At 73.4% G+C, this 17,847-nt stretch carries 16 protein-coding genes; 8 read left to right on the forward strand and 8 right to left on the reverse strand.

The window, feature by feature from the left end:
- Positions 1-89: 89 nt before the first annotated feature.
- On the reverse strand, positions 90-1,190 hold the full coding sequence (locus VT52_RS27685) for a citrate synthase 2 (protein ID WP_046420754.1): 1,101 nt from the start codon (positions 1,188-1,190) through the stop codon (positions 90-92).
- A gap of 138 nt (positions 1,191-1,328) precedes the next feature.
- On the opposite strand from VT52_RS27685, the gene pdxH reads away from it, so the two are divergent.
- The 3 genes from pdxH (at position 1,329) to VT52_RS27700 (ending at position 4,342) form a co-directional block, all read left to right on the forward strand.
- Complete coding sequence (gene pdxH / locus VT52_RS27690) at positions 1,329-2,015, forward strand: pyridoxamine 5'-phosphate oxidase (protein WP_046420756.1); 687 nt, start codon at positions 1,329-1,331, stop codon at positions 2,013-2,015.
- Positions 2,016-2,354: 339 nt separating this feature from the next.
- Complete coding sequence (locus tag VT52_RS27695) at positions 2,355-2,822, forward strand: GNAT family N-acetyltransferase (protein WP_338059207.1); 468 nt, start codon at positions 2,355-2,357, stop codon at positions 2,820-2,822.
- Positions 2,823-2,935: 113 nt separating this feature from the next.
- Positions 2,936-4,342 carry a PAS domain-containing protein gene (locus VT52_RS27700; RefSeq protein WP_046420844.1) on the forward strand — a complete coding sequence of 469 codons (1,407 nt, stop codon included), beginning with the start codon at positions 2,936-2,938 and terminating at the stop codon, positions 4,340-4,342.
- Positions 4,343-4,360: 18 nt separating this feature from the next.
- Here the strand turns inward: VT52_RS27700 and VT52_RS27705 are convergent, their stop codons facing one another.
- Positions 4,361-5,116 carry an SIS domain-containing protein gene (locus VT52_RS27705; RefSeq protein ID WP_046420760.1) on the reverse strand — a complete coding sequence of 252 codons (756 nt, stop codon included), beginning with the start codon at positions 5,114-5,116 and terminating at the stop codon, positions 4,361-4,363.
- A gap of 219 nt (positions 5,117-5,335) precedes the next feature.
- Between VT52_RS27705 and VT52_RS27710 the strand changes: the two genes are divergently transcribed.
- Positions 5,336-6,028, forward strand: coding sequence for an iron-dependent transcriptional repressor DtxR (locus VT52_RS27710; RefSeq protein ID WP_046420762.1), 693 nt, complete (start codon positions 5,336-5,338; stop codon positions 6,026-6,028).
- Between the two features lie 254 nt (positions 6,029-6,282).
- Here VT52_RS27710 and VT52_RS27715 read toward each other — a convergent pair whose 3' ends face one another.
- From VT52_RS27715 to VT52_RS27730, 4 genes are all read right to left on the reverse strand, one after another.
- A complete protein-coding gene (locus tag VT52_RS27715; protein WP_046420764.1) occupies positions 6,283-7,827 on the reverse strand; it encodes an ArnT family glycosyltransferase in 1,545 nt (514 codons plus the stop codon).
- Positions 7,828-7,945: 118 nt separating this feature from the next.
- Complete coding sequence (locus VT52_RS27720; protein WP_046420767.1) at positions 7,946-9,535, reverse strand: hypothetical protein; 1,590 nt, start codon at positions 9,533-9,535, stop codon at positions 7,946-7,948.
- The gene (locus VT52_RS27725; RefSeq protein WP_046420769.1) at positions 9,532-10,308 is read right to left on the reverse strand and encodes an ABC transporter ATP-binding protein; all 777 of its coding nucleotides are present in this window, start codon (positions 10,306-10,308) and stop codon (positions 9,532-9,534) included. The genes VT52_RS27720 and VT52_RS27725 overlap by 4 nt, the downstream gene beginning before the upstream one ends.
- Before the next feature lie 53 nt (positions 10,309-10,361).
- Positions 10,362-11,027, reverse strand: coding sequence for a bifunctional DNA primase/polymerase (locus tag VT52_RS27730; protein ID WP_046420771.1), 666 nt, complete (start codon positions 11,025-11,027; stop codon positions 10,362-10,364).
- A gap of 257 nt (positions 11,028-11,284) precedes the next feature.
- Here VT52_RS27730 and VT52_RS27735 point away from each other — a divergent pair, with 257 nt between their 5' ends.
- Together VT52_RS27735 and VT52_RS27740 are read left to right on the forward strand one after the other, a co-directional pair.
- The gene (locus tag VT52_RS27735; RefSeq protein WP_046420773.1) at positions 11,285-12,670 is read left to right on the forward strand and encodes an NsdA family TPR-like regulatory protein; all 1,386 of its coding nucleotides are present in this window, start codon (positions 11,285-11,287) and stop codon (positions 12,668-12,670) included.
- Between the two features lie 201 nt (positions 12,671-12,871).
- Positions 12,872-14,344, forward strand: coding sequence for a hypothetical protein (locus VT52_RS27740; protein ID WP_046420775.1), 1,473 nt, complete (start codon positions 12,872-12,874; stop codon positions 14,342-14,344).
- Between the two features lie 40 nt (positions 14,345-14,384).
- Here VT52_RS27740 and VT52_RS27745 read toward each other — a convergent pair whose 3' ends face one another.
- Positions 14,385-15,755, reverse strand: a complete 1,371-nt coding sequence (locus tag VT52_RS27745; protein ID WP_206306618.1) for an ABC transporter substrate-binding protein — start codon at positions 15,753-15,755, stop codon at positions 14,385-14,387.
- Positions 15,756-15,872: 117 nt separating this feature from the next.
- On the opposite strand from VT52_RS27745, the gene VT52_RS27750 reads away from it, so the two are divergent.
- On the forward strand, positions 15,873-16,373 hold the full coding sequence (locus tag VT52_RS27750; protein ID WP_079175317.1) for an SCO4402 family protein: 501 nt from the start codon (positions 15,873-15,875) through the stop codon (positions 16,371-16,373).
- 46 nt (positions 16,374-16,419) lie between these two features.
- Positions 16,420-17,301 carry a formyltetrahydrofolate deformylase gene (gene purU, locus VT52_RS27755; protein WP_046420782.1) on the forward strand — a complete coding sequence of 294 codons (882 nt, stop codon included), beginning with the start codon at positions 16,420-16,422 and terminating at the stop codon, positions 17,299-17,301.
- Between the two features lie 27 nt (positions 17,302-17,328).
- On the opposite strand, the gene VT52_RS27760 is transcribed toward purU, so the two are convergent.
- Positions 17,329-17,844 carry an EF-hand domain-containing protein gene (locus VT52_RS27760; RefSeq protein WP_046420784.1) on the reverse strand — a complete coding sequence of 172 codons (516 nt, stop codon included), beginning with the start codon at positions 17,842-17,844 and terminating at the stop codon, positions 17,329-17,331.
- Between the last annotated feature and the right edge of the window lie 3 nt (positions 17,845-17,847).

A 17,847-nucleotide genomic window follows, 5' to 3' on the forward strand; every position in this document is an offset into this window, starting at 1 on the left:
CCGGGTGGGTGCCACCACGGCCGCGGGGCGGGGCCGGTCCGCGGACGCCCACGTGCCCCCGGCCACCCTCTCCGCCGGGGCCACCCCCGCTATCGTGCGATATCCGCGTACCCCTCGATGTCCCGCGGCCCCCGCGGTCCGGGCCCCACGTACCGCGCGGTGGGCCGCACCAGCCTCCCCGTCCGCTTCTGCTCCAGAATGTGCGCCGACCACCCCGCCGTCCTGGCGCAGGTGAACATCGACGTGAACATGTGCGCCGGCACCTCCGCGAAGTCCAGCATGATCGCCGCCCAGAACTCCACGTTCGTGGCCAGCACCCGGTCCGGCCTGCGGTTGTGCAGTTCCTCCAGCGCCGCCTTCTCCAGCGCCTTTGCGACCTCGAACCTCGGCGCCCCCAGCTCCCGCGCCGTACGCCGCAGGACCCGCGCCCGCGGGTCCTCGGCCCGGTACACCCGGTGCCCGAACCCCATGAGCCGCTCCCCGCGGTCCAGGGCCCGTTTCACATAGCCCTGGGCGTCCCCGGTGCGCTCGATCTCCTCGATCATCCCGAGCACCCGGGAGGGCGCGCCGCCGTGCAGCGGGCCGGACATCGCGCCGACGGCTCCCGAGAGCGCGGCGGAGACGTCCGCGCCGGTGGAGGCGATGACCCGCGCGGTGAACGTGGACGCGTTCATGCCGTGCTCCGCGGCCGAGGTCCAGTACGCGTCGACCGCGGCGACATGCCGGGGGTCCGGCTCCCCGCGCCAGCGGATCATGAACCGCTCCACGACCGACCCGGCCTTGTCGATCTCCCGCTGCGGCACCATCGCCAGGCCCTGCCCGCGCGCGGACTGGGCCACGTACGACAGGGCCATGACGGCGGCCCGCGCCAGGTCCTCGCGCGCCTGGCGCTCGTCGATGTCGAGGAGGGGCCTGAGTCCCCAGACGGGGGCCAGCATGGCGAGCGCGGACTGGACGTCCACGCGGATGTCGCCGGAGTGGACCGGGATGGGGAAGGGCTCGGCGGGCGGCAGTCCCGGGTTGAAGGAGCCGTCGACCAGCAGGCCCCACACGTTGCCGAAGGAGACATGGCCGACCAGGTCCTCGATGTCGACGCCCCGGTAGCGCAGGGCCCCGCCCTCCTTGTCCGGTTCGGCGATCTCCGTCTCGAACGCTACGACTCCTTCGAGCCCCGGTACGAAGTCGGACATCAGGCGGCTCCTCGTGCTGGGCGGGCGGCGCGGCTCTGAACGGGCCTGGAATCAGCACGATAACCCTCTATGTCTCCCTTGGAGAGACTTGACGACACTGGGTGCCGGCAGGCCCGTCGGGTACGGCAGGATGACCGCGTGACCGACCGCGAACCACTCCTGGATCCCGTCCTCGACCCCGCCGCGATGCGCAAGCAGTACCGGGCCGACGGACTCGCCGAACAGGACCTCGCCACGCACCCCATGGACCAGTTCGCGCGCTGGTTCGAGGATGCGGTCCGGGCGGCCCTCCACGGCACGCTCTACGAGCCGAACGCCATGGTCGTGGCCACGGCGGACGCCGAGGGGCGGCCCAGCTCACGCACCGTTCTGATGAAGCAGTTCGACACCGAGGGCTACGTCTTCTACACGAACTACGACTCCCGCAAGGGCCGGGACCTCACGGCGAACCCGTACGTCTCGCTGCTCTTCCCCTGGCACCCGCTGGCCCGGCAGGTCATCGTCACGGGCGGCGTCCGGCGCACCGGGCGGGACGAGACGGCGGCCTACTTCCGCACCCGGCCGCACGGCTCCCAGCTGGGCGCCTGGGCCAGCGCGCAGTCCACGGTGATCGGTTCGCGCGGCGAACTGGACACCGCGTACGCAGAGTTGGAGGCCCGCTATCCCGAGGGTGAACGGGTCCCGGTGCCCCCGCACTGGGGCGGCTTCCGCGTCGTACCGGAGACCGTCGAGTTCTGGCAGGGCCGCGAGAACCGGCTCCACGACCGTCTGCGCTACACCGCCCGCCCGGACGGGGCCTGGGGGGTCGACCGCCTCAGCCCCTGAGGGCCCCCGGGAACGCGGACGACCCGCGAGCTGGGTTCCTCCGGGGAGGAGCCGGCCGGACGTACCGGCAGCTCGCGGGTCGGGTGACTGCTTGGGATTGGGCCGGCTGCACGTATCTCTCACGTGCCGGTCCGGCACCGCACTGAGCGTGGTGACGAGCCGCTAGCCCGCAGCCACCTCACGCGTCCGGTATGCATACATCTGCCGAACCACCTCCCTTCTGTGTGCCTACAGCCTAGGAACCGGCCGGAGCGGGCTCAACTGTTTTTTCCGGGACGCCCGCCGGGGCCCCCGGACCGCCCGAACGGACGAGCGGCATCGGTGGTAGGACTGCTCGCTGTGACTGAACTTCCCGATCTTCGGACGGCCCCGGTCGAGGGCGACCACATGCTGGAGCAGTGGCGGCTCGTGCACAACGCGGTGGTGCCGCCCGCCGCCATGTCACCTGCGCAGGCCCGGGTGCGCCGGGAGCGGTACCTGCTGGACAACGCCTACGCGGGGGACGTCCTCGTGGGCTGCTCGACCGTGCGGCCCCCGGTGGGCGAGGAGCGGGTGGCGACCGTGATCGCGCGGGTGCTGCCGGAATTCCGGCGGCGTGGGTTCGGGACGGTGATCTTCGGGAACGCGCTGGAACGGGCCCGCGCGCTGGACGCGGGCGTCGTGGAGACATGCGTGCTGGCGGCGAACGGCGACGGACTGCGGTTCGCCGTACGGCGGGGATTCGAGGAGGTCGAGCGCTACGTGCTGGACGGCGAGCGGGACGAATGGGTCGACCTGCGACTTCTGGTGACGGGACCCGGGGAATGATTCGGTCCGTCTTGAGGGAACAGGATGTGGGCTGAGTCACGTTCGAGTTGAATGAGGGGCAGTGAGCGGAACGGGCGCCTTACGTGCGCCGACGCAGCGTGCAGGGGGTCCAGGTGAGTGCTTCCCGGCGGAGTGGGGCCACCGATGAAATCGGCCCCGACGAACCCGGCGCGTCGGGGGAGCCCGGCGGCTCCGAACTGCTGGCCGCGCTGCTGGACGGCATGGACGCGGCACTGTGCGCCTTCGACGCGGACGGCGTCGTCACCCACTGGAACCGCGAGGCCGAGCGGATCCTCGGCTGGAGCGCCGAGGAGGCGGTCGGGCGGCACGGGTTCGCCGGATGGGCCGTGCGCAGCGCCGACGCCGAGGAGGTCCAGGCCCGGCTGCTCTCCGCGATGCGCGCGCAGGGACGGCAGGTGCACGAGTTCGCGCTGCTGACCAAGGACGGCGGCCGGGTCCTCGTCCGCATCCAGTCCGCCGCCGTGCGGGGAGCCGGCGGCGAGCCCGCGGGCGTGTACTGCGCCTTCAGCGAGGTGCACGCGCAGATCGACCTGGAGCGGTCCATCGCCCTGAGCGAGGCCCTGTTCGAGGACGCCGGGTGGGGTGTCGTGCTGGTCGACGCCGATCTGCGCCCCGCAGTCGTCAACGCGCACGCCTCGCGCGCCCTCGGCATAGGGCGCACGTCCGCGCTCGGGCGGCCGCTCGGCGAACTGCTCGCACAGGGGGTGGAGGAGCTGGAGGCCGCGCTGACCCATGTCCTCGCCGAGGGCGCGCCGCCCGCGCCCGCCGAGGTGTGGGTGACCCTGCGCGGTCCTGCCGAGGGCGAGCGGCGCCGCTGCTGGCGCAACGCCTTCCTGCCGCTCGCCTCCCCGCTCGCCGAGGAGCCCGTGCCGCTCGGCGTCGGCTGGCTCTTCGTGGACGTCACCGAGGCCAAGCGGGGCGAGCAGGAGGCCGCGCTGCTGCGCTTCCGCACCAAGCAGCTGCACCGCGCGGCCCGCGCCGCCGCCGAGTGCGAGGACCCGCTGGAGGCGGCCACCGTCCACCTCGACTACGCCCTCGCCGGGTTCGCCGACCACGCCCTGATCGACCGGCTCGCCGACGCGCCGCGCACACCGGACGCGGACGGGGCGGGCGCGGTACGCCTCGTCCGGCTCGCCGCCACCCCCGCCGGGGCGCCGGGCCCGAGCGTGCTCACCGGGGCCGCCGGACTGCCCGTGCGCTACGAGCCGGGGCATCCGGCGCTGAGCTGCGTGGAGCGCTCCGGGTGCGTGCGCGCGGAGGCCGGGTCGGTGCCGCCCGAGCTGACCCGGGAGTGGGCGCTGCGCCGGCAGTGGCCCGGCGACGCGGTGCACGCCCTGTGCGCGGTGCTGCGCAGCCGGGGCCGCACCCTCGGCGTGGTGACCTTCCTGCGCGGCGCCGCGCGCACCCCCTTCGAGCGCTCCGACGCGTCGTACGCCGAGGACGTGGCGCTGCGGATAGCGGCGGCGCTGGACCTCGCGGGCGCGACCCGGGAGCGCTAGGCCCTCTCCGCCGCGGGGTCAGCGCCGGTAGAAGATCCGGTCGCCGTACTCGTCCATCACGCGGCTGTTCCAGTCGTGGCCGCCGTCCACGTTCCCCGAGCGCAGCAGCGGGGGTTCGATGCCGCGGTCGGCGAGGGCGGCGGCGGTGGTGGCGAGGACGGCCTGCATCAGCGCCGTGGTGACCACGGTGGAGGCGGGGGCGAAGGGGGCCGGGATGGTGTCGAGGGTGAGTTCCGCGTCGCCGACCGCGATCTTCGAGTCGAGGACGAGGTCGCAGTGGTCCTTCAGGAACGTGCCGGAGGAGTGCCGGGACGTCGTCTGCGCCGCGTAGGCCACCGACGTCACGCCGATCACCTTGATGCCGAGGGCGCGGGCGTGCTGGGCCATCTCGACGGGCAGGGCGTTGCGCCCCGACAGGGAGATGATCACGAGGGCGTCGCCGGAGCGCAGCGGCGAGGTGTCGAGCACCGCGCTCGCGAGCCCGTCGACGCGTTCGAGCGCGGAGCCGAGGGTGGCGGGCGTGACGTCCACGCCCACGACGCCGGGGACGGTGAGCAGGTTCATCAGGGCGAGGCCACCGGCGCGGTAGACGACGTCCTGGGCGGCGAGCGAGGAGTGCCCGGCACCGAAGGCGAACAGCCGGCCGCCGCTTTCGACGGTGTCCGCGAGCAGGGCGCCGGCGGACTCGATCGCCTCCGCCTCTTCCTCCCTGAGCCGTCGCAACAGGTTGATGGCGGCGTCGAAGAACAGGTCGGCAGGCGTGCCGTCGCTCATGCGGTGCCCCTTCGCAGCGTCTGTGTCGCGGATCACGGTGCGGTCTGGACCAGTGCGGTGTCAATACGGCCGCCGCCGGTTCCGGTGCTCGGACCTGCCCGGACCCCGGGAACCCGCCCCGTTCCCACCGCTGACACCCGGTTGTCGGTGGGATCCGGCAGAATTGGGTTGAGGCCAGCGCACGCGCCAGGTGCCGGCAGAGGTAATCGAGGGGCACGTATGTCCGGACTGATCGACACCACGGAGATGTATCTCCGCACCATCCTCGAACTGGAGGAGGAAGGCGTCGTCCCCATGCGCGCCCGGATCGCGGAGCGGCTGGACCAGAGCGGGCCGACGGTGAGCCAGACGGTGGCGCGCATGGAGCGTGACGGCCTGGTCTCCGTGGCCAGCGACCGCCATCTGGAGCTGACCGGTGAGGGCCGCAGGCTCGCCACCCGCGTGATGCGCAAGCACCGTCTCGCCGAGTGCCTGCTGGTCGACGTGATCGGCCTGGAGTGGGAGCAGGTGCACGCGGAGGCCTGCCGCTGGGAGCACGTGATGAGCGAGGCCGTCGAGCGCCGCGTCATGGAGCTGCTGCGCCACCCGACAGAGTCGCCGTACGGCAACCCGATCCCCGGCCTTGAGGAGCTGGGCGAGAAGGACGGCGCCGACCCGTTCCTGGACGAGGGCATGGTCTCGCTCGCCGACCTGGACGCGGGCACGGACGGCAAGACCGTCGTCGTACGCCGTATCGGCGAGCCCATCCAGATGGACGCGCAGCTGATGTACACCCTGCGCCGGGCGGGTGTGCAGCCCGGTTCCGTGGTGAGCGTGACCGAGTCGGCCGGCGGGGTGCTGGTCGGCAGTGGCGGTGAGGCTGCCGAGCTGGAGGCCGACATCGCCTCCCATGTGTTCGTCGCCAAGCGCTGAGCCGCGACCGGCCCCGGGACGGCAGAGGGCCCCGGCGCCTTGCGGCGCCGGGGCCTGTCCTCCCCCGCGCTGACCCGGAGCCCCGAGCTCTCAGGGTCAGTCCCCCTCGGACCGTTTTTCCCCGAGCGGTCCGCCTCCCGCCAGAAAGATCCCCTCCAGGACGGCGATCATTCCTGACGCGGTGTCACTCGAATGAGCGGTGTTATCCGCAGGGGCAGTATTTTCGAATGCCAGTTCGCGGAAATGGCGGGTTCTCACGCGTACACCCGCAGCTCCGGCCAGATCTCCCCCCACGCCCGCCGCGGCCCCTCGCACACGTACACATGCCCGCCCCGCTCGATGTTCGGAGCGCCCCCGGGGCCGGACAGCGTCGCCACCTGGCGCACGTCCCGGAAGTACCGGCGCAACTCGGCGGCGTACCCGGGGACGTACCGGGGGTTCGGCGCGATCGCCACCACCGTCGTGGCGTGCGCGTCGCCGGGGCCCCACCACCAGTCGGTGTTCTGCGAGCCCACGGCCGCCGGCAGCCCGGTGCCGCGCCCCAGTTCGTCGACGGCGCCCGCCTCGCCGTAGTCCGCCGCGAAGATCACCGCGTGCGCGCGCCGCCCGGCCGGCAGCCCGGTCCACACCTGCCGTACGGTCCCCACCAGCTGGGGCCAGCCCTGGGTCTCCCCGGAGATCGGGCTGACGCGGTACGTCCAGGCGACGTCGGACGGCGGCAGCACCGGCAGCACGATCACGGCGGACACCGCGGTGGAGACGGCGGTGCCGAGCACCAGGCCGCGCAGCCGCTCCCGGCCGGCGTACAGCGTCCCGTCGAGCGCCACGGCACCGGCCGCGAGCAGGCACACGTAGAGCCCGGCCAGGTAGTAGACCTGCGCCCCGGTCGTCACCGCGAACAGCACGAACAGCACGCCGTAGGCGATCGCCAGGCTCCGCCACAGCGGTCGTGCGGACCGCCACAGGAACCGCAGCCCGGCCACCCACACCACGATCATCGCCAGGCAGGTCATGCCGAGCTGGCCCACGATCCAGGTCACGATGTTCCCCGGGCCGCCGTGCTCGGCGTTCAGCGCCCGCGTCATCTCGAACACGGCCCAGCCGTGCCGCGACTGCCACCACAGATCCGGCAGCACCAGCAGTACGGCGATCAGCGCGCCCCCGAGCAGCCGGCGGTCGGCCGCGGTCCGCCGGGCCGGACCGAGCAGCACCGCCGCCAGCAGTACGGCCCCGAAGATCGCCGCGAGGTGGTTGAACTCCGCGCCGACACCGACCAGCGCCCCCGCGGCGAGCCACCACCGGGTGTCCCCGGTGCGGCCGATCCGGGCGACCACCAGCGCGATCGCCGCCCACGCCAGCGTCTCGTACGACGTGGTGTTGGCGATGTGCGCGCTGCCCAGCAGCACCGGCATGGTGCCCGTCGCGATCGCCGCGAGCAGCTGCGGGCGCCGCCCGCCGCCGAACTCCCGGGCGGTCAGGGCGCCCACGACGACCGTGCCCGCCGCGGCCAGCGCGGGGAACAGCCGCAGGCCCGTCGCCGAGACCCCGAACAGCTCCAGCGAGACCCTGGCGAGCAGGGGCGCCAGCGCCGGCTGGTCCACGTATCCCGCCTGGAGGTGACGGGCGCAGTCGAGGAAGTACAGCTCGTCGCGGTGGAAGCCGTAGCGCGCGGAGAGCGCCATCAGCAGGGCGAACACCGCCCCCGCGACGGCGTACACCCGCCGGTCCGGCGGCGCGGGCCGCCCGCCGTCGATGTCCCCCTCGTCGTCCGCAGGTCTGGTGACCGTCGCGTCCGCCATCCCCGACACCCCCGTCCCGGTTCCCGGCCGCACCGACCGCACGGCTCCGGGCCGCACGTACCCTACGCACCCCGGCCGGGCCGGGCGAGGCGAAAGCGCCCGGCCCGGCCGGCGGCGCTCACCCCTTGCTGACCGCCGCCAGGATCTCCGGCAGCCGCCCCGCCGCCCGCGGGGCCGCCAGCCGCAGCCCCAGCAGCGCGATCCCGGCGCCGTACGCCGCACCGGCGGGCAGCAGCAGCCAGGTGTGCCCGACGCCGTGCGTGCCATGGGCCAGCCACACGGTGAGGGCGATGAAGGGGGCGCACAGGACGGCGGCGGTGAGCATCCCGCCGAAGACGCTGATCCAGGCGAGCCCGGCCTGCCCGGGGACGACGCTCTTGAGGCCCTCCTGCGGGATGGAGTACGGGAACCGCGCGGACGCCCACGCCCCGGCCGCCAGCATCGCCCCGAGCAGCGCCAGGGACATCCCCAGGACCCGCGGCAGCATGGGCCAGGCGTCCAGCAGGGCGACGTTCAGCACGGTGACGAGCGCGGCGTAGGGGAGGGTGATCAGCAGCAGCGCGAGGGCCCGGCCGCGCAGCTCCTCGTACGCGTCCCGGGGCGCGGAGACGGTCAGGGCCACCATCCAGAAGGCGGAGGTGTCCTGACCGAACTGGTTGTACATCTGGAGGCCGAGCATCCCGGCGGCGAAGCACGCGAAGTAGACCGAGCCGGTGTGCTGGAGCGCGTAGAACACCGGGACGAGCAGCCCGATCGCCAGCGAGGTCACCCAGGCTGCCTTGGTCTTCGGGTCCCGCCACACGTAGCGCAGGGTGCGCTCCATGACCGCGCCGGTGCGCCCGGCGGGCAGCAGCCGCGCGAGCCCGCCCGCGCGCCGGCGCTCCGCGCGCCCGGCGTCGGCGGCCGGGAGCGTGGACCCGTCCGGCGTGGTCATCAGCTTGGTCATGCTCCGCGCCCAGACGACGACCAGGGCCACCAACGCCGCGGCCGTGAGCGCCAGCCGGGCGAGCGCGACGCCGTACGCCCCCTCGCTCGCCGAGCGCACCGCCGCCACCGCCGACGCGGGCGGGACCCAGGACAGCACGTCCGCGACCGGCCGCAGCTGCCCGAGACCGCCCGAACCGAGCCGTCGCGCGGTGAAGTTGACGAGCTGGGTGCCGAGGGCGATCACCAGCCCGCTGAGCACGGCGAGATCGCGGCCCTTCCGGCTGGTGAGCAGCCGTACGTTGGCGGCGGCCACGGCCCGTGCGAGCGCCACGCACACCAGCAGCGCGAGCACGAGGGCGACGACCGCGGTGATCCAGCCCGGCGCGCCCCGCGCCGGCACCAGCACACAGCCGAGCAGCAACAGCAGGGTGACCAGCGGGCCGACGCCGATCAGGGAGGACACCAACAGGGCGCGCATCAGCGGGAGGGGCCGCAGCGGCAGCATCACCAGGCGGGTCGGGTCCAGCGTCTCGTCGCCGGTCGGGAAGAACAGCGGAAGGAAGGCCCAGCCCAGGGCCAGTACGGCCGTGGCGGTCACGGAGACCACCTCGCCGTGCGGCTGCCGGCTGAGCAGGATCATGCCGGGCAGCTGCGCGAGCGCGAACAGCAGCGCGAGGACGCTGGAGACGATGAACGCGTCCCGCCGCCCCCGCGACTGCCGCAGCCCGCCCCGCAGCAGGGACAGCTTGAGGCGTACGACGGTGCCGGTGAGGTTCGTCATCGGGGCGCCCCGCCGCCCAGCCAGTCCAGATCGGACCCCGCGGGCCGGCCGTTCGCCCCGACCAGCTCCAGGAACGCGTCCTGGAGCGTGCGGTGTTCACCGCGCACCTCGGCGAGCGGTCCGGCGGCGCGGATGCGGCCGGCCGCCAGCACCGCGACCCAGTCGCACAGCGACTCGACCAGCTCCATGACGTGGGAGGAGAAGACGACCGTGGCACCGGAGGCCGTGTACCGCTCCAGGACGCCCCGGATGGTCTGCGCGGACACCGGGTCCACACCCTCGAACGGCTCGTCCAGGAACAGCACTTCCGGGTTGTGCAGCAGGGCCGCGGCGAGGCCGATCTTCTTGCGCATGCCGGTCGAGTAGTCCACGACCAGCTTGTGCTGGGAGCCGGCCAGGTCGAGCACGTCCAGCAGCTGGGTGGCCCGCTTGTCCGCCTCGGCGCCGGGCAGGCCGCGCAACCGGCCGGTGTAGCCGAGAAGTTCTCGTCCCGACAGCCGTTCGAACAGCCGCAGGCCCTCGGGCAGCACCCCGATCCGCGCCTTCACGGCCACCGGGTCCCGCCAGACGTCGTGCCCGACGACCTCCACGGTGCCCTCGTCCGGCCGCAGCAGCCCGGTCACCATGGACAACGTGGTCGTCTTCCCGGCCCCGTTCGGCCCCACCAGCCCGATGAACTTCCCCGAGGGCAGCTCCAGATCGATCCCCCCGACAGCCACCTGCTGCCCGAACCGCTTCCAGAGCCCCCGTATGCACACTGCGGTGTTGGTCATGCCATGAAGGTTACGGCGGGCGTCCCGGGCGGGGGCACGGGGAACCGGGAACCTCAGCGGTCCCGGCCGCAGGCGTACGCCAACGCCGAGACCAGCTCCTCCACGTCCGGCAGCCACCGGTTCGCCGGCGTCGGCCGCCGGGCCCACTGCACCGCCCCCCTCGCCCCGAACCGCGTGGGCGGCGCCGCCACGTACGCCCCCGCGCCCAGCGCCACCAGATCGAGCGACGCCGGCACCCAGCCCGACTTCCGCACCAGCTCCGGCACCTTCACCGCGCCGCCCGGCAGCACGAAGAACTGCATCCGCCGGTCGGGGGAGAGCGCGACCGGGCCGAGCGTCAGCGACATCCGCTCCAGCCGGGCCAGCGCCAGGAACCCCGCGGTCTCGGGGACGCACAGCGCGTCGAACGTGCGCCCCGTCGGCAGCAGCACCGACGCCATCGGCTGCTTCTGCCACAGCCGCCGTACCACCGTCGCGCTCCCCGTCGCCTGGTTCGCCCAGTCGGGGCGCGTGGGGTGCGCACCCGGCGCGGGGCAGGACGCCTCGCCGCACGAGCAGCGCGGGATGCCGCCGACGGCTTCCAGCCAGGTTCCCGGGAACACGTCCCAGTGCCGCTCCTCGGCGTAGCGCACGGCTGTCTCCTGCGGCGAATCCCCGCGCTGCTGCGGAATCTGCCCGGCAATCTGACTGTCTTCGGCGGCCGCGATCGTCTCTTCCACGCCCCACTCAACTCCCGCACCCACCCGGAGTTACGGCCCCTGCCCTGCGGGGGGAGGAGCACCGCCTGCCCGTCCGGGGCGCACGGGTGCACCTGCGGGGGCGCGCGGGAGGAGGCGGGGCGTGAGTTGGGTAGCCAGGAGTGGGGTTGGCATCAGCCGGTACCCGGCAAACCGCACATGTCACGCATTGACGGTATGTCAGCTGGGCAGTGATCTTTCCGAAAGATCACGCTCCAGGGGTTCGCAGGGGGTAGCACATGGCCGCAAGGCCTCTCGTCGCGAGGCAGCCGAACGAAAGGCTGCAGGCACTCATCCAGGAAGCGGGGTGCTCCAACGCCGGACTTGCCCGGCGGGTCAACATGTGCGGCGCCGAGCACGGCCTCGATCTGCGCTACGACAAGACGTCCGTGGCCCGCTGGCTGCGCGGCCAGCAGCCCCGGGGCCGGGCCCCGGCGATCATCGCGGAGGCACTCGGCCGCAAGCTGGGGCGCACGGTCACGATCGACGAGATCGGCATGGCCAACGGCAAGAACCTCGCCTCCGGCGTCGGTCTCCAGTTCTCGCCGACGGTGCTGGGCGCCATCGAGCAGGTCTGCGAGCTGTGGCGCAGCGACGTGGGGCGCCGGGACTTCCTCTCCGGCTCCTCGGTCGCCGCGTCCGCGCTGGTCGAGCCCAGCCGCGACTGGCTGATCTCCGCGCCCGACGCCCAGGTGGCCCGGCAGGCGGGCCCGCGCGTGGGCCAGTCCGACGTGGCCGCCGTACGCTCGATGACCCAGGCGCTCACCGACCTGGACCACCAGTTCGGCAGCGGGCATGTGCGCCCGGTCCTGGTGCACTATCTGAACAGCGTCGTCTCCGGACTGCTCGCGGGCTCCTACCGCGAGTCGACCGGGCGCGAACTCTTCGCCGCCGTGGCCCGCTTGACCGAACTCGCCGGATACATGGCCGTGGACACCGGCCAGCCCGGCCTGGCCCAGCGGTACTACATCCAGTCGCTGCGCCTCGCCCAGGCCGCCGGGGACCGCGGCTACGGCGGGTACGTCCTGGCCGCGTCCATGAGCCATCTCGCCGCACAGCTCGGAAACCCGCGCGAGATCGCCCAGTTGGCGCGCGCCGCGCAGGAGGGCGCACGCGGGCATGCGACCCCCCGCGCGGAGGCGATGTTCCACGCGGCCGAGGCGCGGGGGCACGCGCTGCTCGGCGACGCGCGCGCGGCGGGCGCCGCGACCGCGCGGGCGGTCTCCGCGATGGAGCGGTGCGACGACGGCTCCGGGGACGACCCGGTGTGGATCCGGCACTTCGACGGGGCCTATCTGGCCGACGAGTTGGCGCACTGCCACCGCGACCTCGGCCAGCCCGAGCAGTCCGCGCGCTACGCCGAGCAGTCCCTCGCCGGACACCCCGCCTCCCGGGCCCGCCGGCGCGCGATCGGCTATGTGCTGCTCGCCACCGCCCAGGTGCAGCAGCGCGAGGTCGAACAGGCCTGCGCCACCGGCATGAAGGCGGTGGAACTGCTGGAGACGCTGCGCTCCAACCGGGGCGCGGAGTATCTGGACGACCTCCAGCAGCGGCTCGAACCCTTCCGGGAGGAGGCGGTCGTGAGGGAGTTCGGGGCCCGGCTGGATCTGCAGCAGGCCGCGTGAACACCGGCCCCGCGCAGACGTGAACATGTGGCGAACACCACCCCGGCACCCGCCGGGTGCCATATACAGCGTCGCGCGGGGCCGTTCCGTTACTGCCGTCGCGGGCGGGCGGGCCGCGGGCAGTGGTGCGTGGCAAGGGGCTCCGGGGACCCGGTAGCGTGGCCCGACGATTCACAAGGTCCCCCATTGGTAGGAGTCCCGGTGACGCAGAGTGGACAGGGCGAGGAGCTCTCGGCGCAGCCCGCGCACGAAGGCATCGTGCTGCCCTCCGACGGAGGAGCGCCCCTGCTGCCGGGCATGAACGCCACGCCGGCCGGCGGACAGGCGTGGGACGGCTCCTGGGGGCCCGGACAGCAGGCGCCGCAGACCGGGGCGCAGGGCCAGGGCTGGCCCCCGGCGGCCGCCCAGCAGTGGGGCGACCACGGCGGCCGGGGGACCCAGCCCCAGCCCCCGTCCGGTGCGGGCCCACTGCCCCCGGAGGGCGCGCCGGCCCCTTCGTACGGCGGGGCGCAGCCGGGCTACGGAGCTCAGGACCCGTACCACCAGCAGCACCAGCAGGACCAGCAGCCTCAGCAGCACCAGACCCAGTACCCGGCCCCGGGCCAGGCGGCCCCGCTGCCCCCGGCCGCGGACAACGCCACCCACTACCTGCCGCCGGTGTCCGCCGGCCACGGCGACGAGGGCGCCACGCAGTACATACCCCCGGTGACCGCCGGGGCGCTGCCGCCCGAGTCGGCCGGCGAGGAGACCCGCTACCTGGGGGCCGGCAACCAGGCGCCGCCGTCGCCCGACGCCGAGGCCACCCAGTACATCCCGCCCTACCAGGCCCAGGGCCAGGACCCCGGGCAGGGCCAGGGCGGGGACCGCCGGCCGCCCGCCGAGTTCGACAACCTCTTCCGGGGCCCGGCCGGTGACGCCCCGGCCGGCTCCACCCAGCAGCTCCCGCGCGTCGAGCAGCCGGAGGCCCACCAGCCGCCGTACGACCCGCCCCGCTCGACGTACACGCGCTACGACGACGGGCAGGACGAGCGCCCCCGTCGCCGCCCCTCGAAGGCGCCCATGATCGCGGCCGTCGGCGTCGGCATCGTCGTGGTCGGTGTGGGCGCGGGCGCGCTGCTCAGCATGGGCGGCGGCTCCTCGGGCGGCACGGACGGCAGCAAGACGGTGGCTGCCACCTCCGCCGCCCCGCAGAGCTCCGTGCCCGCCGCCGACCCGGCGCGCGCCCAGGCGGTCGAGCTGGACAAGCTGCTCGCCGACAGCGGCAGCAGCCGCGCCGCGGTGATCAAGGCGGTGGCCGACGTCAAGCAGTGCGCGAACCTCGACGGGGCCGCCACGGATCTGCGCGGCGCGTCCGGCCAGCGCCGCCAGCTGGTCACCCGGCTCGGCAAGCTCGGCGTGGACAAACTGCCGGACAACGCCGCCCTGACGACCGCCCTGACCAAGGCGTGGCAGGCCTCGGCCGCGGCCGACAACCACTACGCGGCCTGGGCCGAGCAGGTCAAGGGCGGCGGCAAGAAGACCTGCCACAAGGGTCACGCCAAGTCCACCGGGGAGACGCAGGCCGGCAACCGCGAGAGCGGCACCGCGAGCCAGCAGAAGGTCAAGGCGGCGGCGCTGTGGAACGTCATCGCCCGGAAGTACGGCCTGACCCAGCGCCAGCCCACCCAGCTCTGACCCGGCCCGCCGGCGGCCGCTCGGGCACGCGGGCGTGGATCTACCGCACGTCCGCGTTCTCCAGCGTGCCGGTCATGTCGCTGCCGGTGCCGGTGCCGGCCCCGCCGAGGCCCTCGCGGGCCGCGACCAGCTCGCCGTCCCGCACCACCTGGAGGGTGACGTCGGCGTTCACCATCCGCGGGAAGCCGACCGAGGCCAGCTTGCCCTCGTAGGGCCAGCGCAGGGTGGGGGTGAGGCCCCCGGTGGAGACCGCCAGGCCGCCGTCCAGCGTCTTGCGCACGGAGTCGGCGCTGACCTCGCCGTCGCCGATCTTCTCCAGGACGGCCTTCAGCACGGTGTAGGCGATCCAGGTGGTCTGCACCCCGGCGTCCGCGGGGTCGATGCGGTTGTCGCCGAACGCCTCCTTGTCGATCACCTGCCTCATCGGCTTCCAGCGGGCGTCGCTCGCGGGCGGGTACCAGCCGGTGACGTAGGCCCCCTCGTACGGCCCCGAGGAGCCGCCGGTCGCGTTGATCATCGTCTGGTCGACGCTGCCAAGCACCGTGCCGAGCCGCACCGCCGGGTAGTCCGCGCGCTCGCGCCGGAGGGAGTCCATGAAGGTGTCCGTGCGGTCGCCGAGCGCGGGCACCACGCACCCCTCCTTCAGCGCGTCACCGGACGCGTACCGAAGCGCCCTGCCGGACGGGGCGCCGTACTCGGTGAGATCCTCGGCGGCGAGCTGGTCCCGCGCCTCGGGGTGCCCGCCCGCCTTCAGGCCGGAGTCGAGCAGGGCGGGCAGCTCGTCGCCCGCGATGCTGTCGGGGCGGACCAGCGAGACCGGGCCGCAGCTCCCCGAGAGCGCCCTGCCGAGACCGGCGAGCAGCGCGGGCTGGCCGCCGTTGACCGGGTAGGACATCATCCCGGTGAATTCGTCGGTGGTGACGCCGTAGCCCCCGATGTAGGGGATGCCGGCGCTCTCCAGCGGGGCGAGGAAGGAGTCGCCGAACTGGCTGTAGGAGCCGACGACGGCGACCACGTCCTCGTCGGCCGCGCGCCGGGCGCACTTGGCGGCGTCCACGCTGTTGTTGTGGTCGTTGCAGGTCAGGACCTGGAGCTTGCGGCCGCCGATGCCGCCCTGGGAGTTGATCCACTTGGCGTAGGCGAGGGCCATCGCCGGCATGCCCGGCTTGTTGGTGGCATCGGTGCCCTGCGGTGCCCAGGTCATGACCTTGACGGTGTCCGCGGAGCCCGTGACGGACGGGAGGACCCCGCATCCGGCGGTGAGCGCGGCGCACACGGCCAGCGCGCCCAGGGACAGGGCGGTCGCCCTGCCGGGGCGGCCGGGCGAAGCCGTGGGAGGGGCCGTGGAGGAAGCCCTCGGGGAGGCGGAGGGAAGCGGGGGCGTGCTGGTGGTGCGGGGCCTGCCGGTCATGAACCCGCACGATTCCCTCACACCGCTAACCCGCGAGTGATCCACGGTCGACGGAAGGTGACTCCCGGGTGAATTGCGGGGGTCGCTGCGGCGCGCGGACCGATGAACGTACGATCGGTGACCGTGCAAGGTTCGGAGAACTCTTCCCGTCGCGGCCGTCGCTCCTCCACCATGGGCGGCATGCCCCTGAACGACATGCCGTGGTGGCGCTGGCGCACACATGTGCGGTCGGCTCTGCACATGCTCTCCGACCCCGTCTTCCAGCGGGACGTCTGGCTGGCCGGCGTCGACGGCTACGGCGACGTCACCGACGCCGTGTACCGGCTGGTGGAGGACACCTGGCTGGACAACTGGTCGGCGGAGAAATACGTCGGCACCATCTTCCGCGACTCGCAGGAGGCGGCGCTCGTCGACACCGCCGTGCTGCGGGTGCTGCGGATCATGCACCAGGTCGGCCCGGACGCGCCGGTCTCCGCCTACGTCGACCACCCGGGCTGGCCGGAGGCCGTGCACGCGGCGCGGGACGCGCATGTGCGGATGGCGGCGAGCGACGGCGAGGAGCCGGACACGCCGCCGAAGAGCCTGGAAGTGCTGCGGATCGTGACCCGGTCCGCTTAGCGGACGCCGGCTCGTCGCCGGGGTCGCGTGTGGGAACCTGTAGTGCATGAACGAGCAGTCCGCGCCCGCCGCCGCCCCGGCCGACCAGTACGTCCTCACCCTGTCCTGCCCGGACAAGAAGGGGATCGTGCACGCCGTGTCCAGCTACCTGTTCATGACCGGCTGCAACATCGAGGACAGCCAGCAGTTCGGCGACCACGACACGGGCCTGTTCTTCATGCGCGTCCACTTCACGGCCGAGGAGCCGGTCACCGTGGACAAACTGCGCGCGAGCTTCGCCGCGATCGGTGACTCCTTCCGCATGGACTGGCAGATCAACCGGGCCGACGAGAAGATGCGCATCCTGCTGATGGTCAGCAAGTTCGGCCACTGCCTGAACGACCTGCTGTTCCGGGCCCGGACCGGCGCGCTGCCGGTGGAGATCGTCGGCGTGGTCTCCAACCACACCGAGTTCGAGGAGCTGGTCGGCTCCTACAACATTCCGTTCCACCACATTCCGGTCACCAAGGACACCAAGGCGGCGAGCGAGGGCAAGCTGCTCGACCTCGTCCGCGAGGAGCGGGTCGAGCTGGTCGTGCTCGCGCGCTACATGCAGGTGCTCTCGGACGACCTGTGCAAGCAGCTCAGCGGCCGGATCATCAACATCCACCACTCCTTCCTGCCGAGCTTCAAGGGCGCCAAGCCGTACCACCAGGCGCACGCCCGCGGCGTGAAGCTGATCGGCGCCACGGCGCACTATGTGACGGCCGACCTCGACGAGGGGCCGATCATCGAGCAGGAGGTCGAGCGGGTCGGGCACGGCGTGACCCCGGACCAGCTGGTGGCGATCGGCCGGGACGTGGAGTGCCAGGCGCTCGCGCGCGCGGTGAAGTGGCACGCGGAGCGCCGGATCCTGCTGAACGGGCGCCGTACGGTGGTCTTCGCCTGACCCCTTACCGGGTCGCCGCCCGTCGGCTCACTGCTCGGCGATGGTGAAGTAGCGCGCGAACGCCGGTACGACGTCCCGCTCGTCGATCTCGCCGTCGCCGTCGGCGTCCAGGGCCGCGGCGATGGACCCCGCGATCTCCCGGGGCACCTGGCACACCCGCAGCAGCCGCGTGGCGTCCTCGACGGTGACCCGGCCGTCCGCGTCGGCGTCCGCGACGGCCAGCGCCGCGTGCAGGAAGGGGCGGGCGATCTCGGCGAACCGGTCGGGGTTGTCGCGCAGCCGCTTGACCGCGCCGCCGACGAACTCCTGGCGGGTGATGCGCTGATCGCCGTCGCGGTCCGCGATCCCGGCCATGCCCTGCCAGAACGCCTCGGCGCCGGCGTACAGCGCCTGCCCGCGGTCGGAGCGGGCGGTCACGGTGAACTCGGCGAGCAGCGCCTTGGCCACCGAGTTGAAGTCCTCGCGGGCGATGAATCCGTTGCCGTCCTGGTCGAAGGTGGCGAACCGGGCGGCGATCCGGCGCTCGTACTCGGTGCTGACCATGTC

The sequence above is a fragment of the Streptomyces malaysiense genome (assembly GCF_000980885.2).
Taxonomy (GTDB): Bacteria; Actinomycetota; Actinomycetes; order Streptomycetales; family Streptomycetaceae; genus Streptomyces; species Streptomyces malaysiense.

Coding starts and splice junctions, on each gene's coding strand:
- VT52_RS27685 (WP_046420754.1), bottom strand. CDS start 1,190: ATGTCCGACTTCGTACCGGGGCTCGAAGGAGTCGTAGCGTTCGAGACG.
- VT52_RS27705 (WP_046420760.1), bottom strand. CDS start 5,116: ATGAGCGACGGCACGCCTGCCGACCTGTTCTTCGACGCCGCCATCAAC.
- VT52_RS27710 (WP_046420762.1), top strand. CDS start 5,336: ATGTCCGGACTGATCGACACCACGGAGATGTATCTCCGCACCATCCTC.
- VT52_RS27715 (WP_046420764.1), bottom strand. CDS start 7,827: ATGGCGGACGCGACGGTCACCAGACCTGCGGACGACGAGGGGGACATC.
- VT52_RS27720 (WP_046420767.1), bottom strand. CDS start 9,535: ATGACGAACCTCACCGGCACCGTCGTACGCCTCAAGCTGTCCCTGCTG.
- VT52_RS27725 (WP_046420769.1), bottom strand. CDS start 10,308: ATGACCAACACCGCAGTGTGCATACGGGGGCTCTGGAAGCGGTTCGGG.
- VT52_RS27735 (WP_046420773.1), top strand. CDS start 11,285: ATGGCCGCAAGGCCTCTCGTCGCGAGGCAGCCGAACGAAAGGCTGCAG.
- VT52_RS27745 (WP_206306618.1), bottom strand. CDS start 15,755: ATGACCGGCAGGCCCCGCACCACCAGCACGCCCCCGCTTCCCTCCGCC.
- purU (WP_046420782.1), top strand. CDS start 16,420: ATGAACGAGCAGTCCGCGCCCGCCGCCGCCCCGGCCGACCAGTACGTC.
- VT52_RS27760 (WP_046420784.1), bottom strand. CDS start 17,844: ATGGTCAGCACCGAGTACGAGCGCCGGATCGCCGCCCGGTTCGCCACC.